The following is a 4,290-nucleotide window of genomic DNA, read 5'->3' as shown; positions in this document are numbered from 1 at the left end:
GGTATGGGCCGCCGGGTTGGCCGGGTTGTTGAACTGATCGATATAAAAGGCGCCGGGGATCTCCCCGGCCAGGCGTTTAGCGTAATCCTGATAATAAGCCGGGTGCCCTTTGCCGACGTCCGAGCGGGTCAGCAGCACTTCCACGCCCAGCGCGCGCAGGTGGAAGATCTTCTCGCGGCTCATCTTGTCCGGCACCACCAACAGCAGCTTATAGCCTTTCAGCGCCGCCACCAGCGCCAACCCCAGGCCGGTATTGCCGGCGGTGGCTTCGATGATAGTGCCGCCCGGCTGCAGTTTGCCGTCGCGCTCGGCCTGTTCGATCATCGACAGCGCCACGCGGTCTTTGATCGAACCGCCGGGGTTTTGGTTCTCCAGCTTGACGAACAGCCGGCATGGGCCGGTATCGAACTGGGTCAGTTCCAGCATCGGGGTATTGCCAATCATCTCGATGACGGAATGGGGGATCGCCATGACTCATCTCCAGGATTATTCGGTATAAAAGTCTTTGTGCGGATGATAGCGCTGAGGATAAGCGCTTTAAAAAGAACAAATAACGGTTCTATATGCCATTATGGAATATATTAATCTTTTTTAGACGTATGGATGCGCAGATGTTTAGCGGTGCAGATGCTTGGCCGTGTAGCCGTGGGCGGATGCAAAAATGCGCGTCGCGATGCTTTTTTGAACGATAAGCGGGGGGCTGCGTACAGTTATGTAAAAATGCTGAAAATTCACGCTAAACCCTGCAAAAATAAGATAAATCACATAAACTCACAGCAAGGGCATTTTCGGTGCGTTGTGTTACCCGCTACGGGCGCCGCAAGGGGTTGCGGCCGGCACGCGCGCACCGGGCCACTCTCGCTGGTTGGCTTAAAACGTGAACATGTTTGAAAGTTAACGCTATTTCAATGGTTTTGAATGGACACTCTGGCGACGTCATGATGAAAAAAAACTTATCCACTTCCCTGAAAAAACTGACCTTCAGCGTAGGCATCCTGTTGCTGGCCGCCCCGGCCGTGCACGCGGCTGAGCCGCCGGCGCCGCCGCAGGTAGACGCCAAGGCCTTCATTCTGATGGACTACAACAGCGGCAAGGTGCTGACCGAAGGCAATGCCGACACCCGTCTCGATCCCGCCAGCCTGACCAAGATCATGTCCAGCTACGTGATCGGCCAGGCGATCAAGGCCGGCAAGATCAAGCCGGAAGACATGGTCACCGTCGGCAAAGACGCCTGGGCGCCGGGTAACCCGGCGCTGCGCGGTTCTTCGCTGATGTTTATCAAGCCCGGCGATCAGGTGCCGGTGCTGGAACTGAATAAAGGCATCGTGATCCAGTCCGGCAACGACGCCAGCATCGCGCTGGCGGACTACGTGGCGGGCAGCCAGGATTCGTTCGTCGGCCTGATGAACAACTACGCCAAATCTCTGGGGCTGCAGAATACCCACTTCCTGACGGTGCATGGTCTGGATGCGGAAGGGCAGTACAGCACCGCGCGCGACATGGCGCTGCTGAGCCAGGCGCTGATCCGCGACGTGCCGGACGAATACGCGCTGCATAAAGAGAAAGAGTTCACCTTCAACAAGATCCGCCAGATTAACCGCAACCGTCTGCTGTGGAGCAGCAACCTGAACGTCGACGGCATCAAGACCGGCTACACCAGCGGCGCCGGTCACAACCTGGTGGCGTCCGCCACCGACGGCCCGATGCGTCTGATCTCGGTGGTGCTGGGCGCGCCGAGCGATCGCGTGCGCTTTAGCGAAAGCGAAAAGCTGCTGACCTGGGGCTTCCGCTTCTATGAAACCGCGACGCCGATCAAGGCCGATAAACCGTTCGTCACCCAGAAAGTGTGGTTCGGCGACGTCAGCGAAGTGCCGCTCGGCGTGGCGAAAGACGCCTCGGTCACCATTCCGAAAGGGCAGATGAAAAACCTGAAGGCCAGCTACAAGCTGACCCAACCGACGCTGGAAGCGCCGCTGGCGAAAAACCAGGTGGTCGGCACCATCGATTTCCAGCTGGACGGCAAGACCATCGAGCAGCACCCGCTGGTGGCGATGCAAGAGGTGAAAGAGGGCAACTTCTTCAGCCGCATCTGGGATATGGTGATGATGAAGCTGAGCCAGTGGTTCGGCGGGATCTTCGGCTGAATGCTCTGACACCGCTGCCGCATCGTCGCGTGCGGTTCCTGAAAAAGCCGCAACCTTCCGTTGCGGCTTTTTCATTTTCAGCATCCGTGGCGTTTCAGAAATAGTCCACCAGCATGGTGGCTCCGCTGGAGAAGTCACCTTCCGCCAGGGTGACGGCGCTGTTTTTCACCGGCACCGCATCAAGCGTCGGCAGATTGGTATAGTCGATGTTCAGCGGCGTATTGATGGCGAAAGCCTTGCCGTTGGCCAGCAGTTTGATGCCCAGCCCATTGACGCTGCTGTTCAACACGCTGCTGTCAAAGGCCGCCGCGCTGCCCATGATCTTCATTTTCAACTGGCGGCTGTTATCCAGAAACTCACACTTGATGCTGTAATCGATGCGTTGCATATAGCGATTGCCGTCGATACGTTTGATGCCGACCTTGCCGAAGTCGATATCGATGGTGCGCCCGTCGTTGATCACGCAAGGCGGAGGCGCCACCACGGTGGCGGTGATACTGACCTTGGTGCCCTGGTCGGCGGCCTGGGGGGCGGCGCTGATCGCACCCAGCGTAAACAGCAGAGCGCAGCGCGTTTTCCTCATCATGTTCATTCGGGTTCCCGTCTCAAGGTGCGCTGAAGATCAGCGTGGCCGAGCCTGACATCGGACCGGTGGCGATACTGGTGTAAGGCACATTGTTCTTCACTGGCACAAAGGTGACGGTGTCGTTGCCCAGCCCGTTGACGATGCGCGTTCTGAACGTATTGTTGGGTTTCACCACCGCGCCATTGTGCACCATGGCTACGCCGACATTAGGATTGGAGGTCTTGATGAAATCGCTGGAAAAGCCGCTGGCATCGCTGACCATGCGAACCAAAATGTCTTGTGTCGCGCTCTGATCGTCACACCGGTAGCTAAGCGCCTTGTCCTGTTTGAGTTGGGCGTCGCTGGCGCTCTGCGTGAGGAAGTCCTGGCGGATCTGCCCAAAGTCGACGTTAATCTGCTGGCCGTTGTTGATAGTGCAACTGGTGGTGACGAAGTAGGCGTCGTTGTCGGCGATCAGGCGCCACCGGTAAGGCCCACACTTTGGGCAACCTGACTGGTCATTTTTTTGTTCAAAGTTGATTTGGCCGATGACGTCGCCCTTGTTCACCTTGATATCCTGCGTCGGCGAACGGTTGAGCACGATGTAAACCCTGATGGAAATGCTGGCACTGTTTAGGCCGGTAATCGTCATCACCTGGATACCTGATTGGATCGGGGATAAGTAGTCGGTGCCGTTGATTGTCATGCCGTTGGCAAGCGTACCGAAAATGGCGGTGTTCATCGTCAACGCCGGGCTGCCGGTGAGTAAAATATCTTTCCAGCTGGCGACGTCGTTTTTACAGGTCACCTGGCTGACGTTGACGATTTCATTTTTCCCGATGGACAATTCAGGGCCTATCTTTACCCTGACGTCGACCGGCGTCATTGACCCCCCCTGACCAATGCTCCCGCCGTCGGAGGTTTTACAGGTAAATGCATTGGCGTTACCAATGAGTACGAAAAAAGATAATGCCAGGCAGTGTTGTAAAAATAGGATGGTTGTTTTTCTCACATTAATATCCCGATTATATAGTGTCATTTGGTTAGGTGCCGCCATGAAATAGCGCTAATTAGGCTGACTGTGCCGGCGTTATTCCGTTAAACGAGAATAAGGCGCATCTATTCCTGGTATTTCCTTGTTGCCAGCTGGCAGTAGGGCGGTGGGGTACCACCTCAACGAGTTGTTGATGGAGCCGTCTGTTACGAGCACTTCTTGTTTGGCGACGAGTTCCAACAGCAGTAGCCGGGCGCGGTAAACACCGACGTTGACGGCGTTGGCCAGTTGCCGGGTAGACAACCACAGATGCTGAGGTGGCAGTCCGGTGTCGGGACATTGACGGGGCGACTGCGCGAATAGTGTTTGCAGCAGATCGTGCTGCAATTGCCGTATTTCCTTTTGTTTTGGAGATAACGCTTCCATAGCACTTCCTCTGTATTTCGATTGCTGTATTCCTAAGAAAAAACAAAGTTTCACTGCCTACCAATAACGAGGTAAATCGCGAATCAAGAAAAATCCTATCTATTTATCAGGATTGAAAAAAAGGGGTTTCCCACTCCGTTCTTACCTGTTTGCAGGCTGGG

Annotated in this window: 4 protein-coding genes and 1 pseudogene (1 of these 5 only partly in view); 1 reads left to right on the top strand and 4 read right to left on the bottom strand. The window is 55.6% G+C overall.

Features of this window, described 5'->3' with window-relative positions; translation table 11 throughout:
- Positions 1-471: pseudogene (locus ADK28_RS21755) on the bottom strand (pyridoxal-phosphate dependent enzyme); it reaches 889 nt to the left of the window's first position.
- A gap of 467 nt (positions 472-938) precedes the next feature.
- On the opposite strand from ADK28_RS21755, the gene ADK28_RS21750 reads away from it, so the two are divergent.
- Positions 939-2,144 (top strand): serine hydrolase, encoded by a 1,206-nt coding sequence (locus ADK28_RS21750; RefSeq protein WP_015377270.1) that lies wholly within the window; start codon positions 939-941, stop codon positions 2,142-2,144.
- Positions 2,145-2,238: 94 nt separating this feature from the next.
- Here the strand turns inward: ADK28_RS21750 and ADK28_RS21745 are convergent, their stop codons facing one another.
- The 3 genes from ADK28_RS21745 to ADK28_RS21735 form a co-directional block, all read right to left on the bottom strand.
- Positions 2,239-2,730 (bottom strand): fimbrial protein, encoded by a 492-nt coding sequence (locus ADK28_RS21745; RefSeq protein ID WP_239686273.1) that lies wholly within the window; start codon positions 2,728-2,730, stop codon positions 2,239-2,241.
- Positions 2,731-2,749: 19 nt separating this feature from the next.
- Positions 2,750-3,556 carry a fimbrial protein gene (locus tag ADK28_RS21740; RefSeq protein WP_033640841.1) on the bottom strand — a complete coding sequence of 269 codons (807 nt, stop codon included), beginning with the start codon at positions 3,554-3,556 and terminating at the stop codon, positions 2,750-2,752.
- A gap of 243 nt (positions 3,557-3,799) precedes the next feature.
- A complete protein-coding gene (locus tag ADK28_RS21735; protein ID WP_016928383.1) occupies positions 3,800-4,129 on the bottom strand; it encodes a hypothetical protein in 330 nt (109 codons plus the stop codon).
- Positions 4,130-4,290: the final 161 nt, after the last annotated feature.

This window comes from Serratia sp. 506_PEND (genome assembly GCF_001076875.1).
In the GTDB taxonomy this organism is placed as follows: domain Bacteria; phylum Pseudomonadota; class Gammaproteobacteria; order Enterobacterales; family Enterobacteriaceae; genus Serratia; species Serratia marcescens.
The sequence above is the reverse complement of the archived record's forward strand: the minus strand, read 5'-3'. Positions and strand labels throughout refer to the sequence as shown.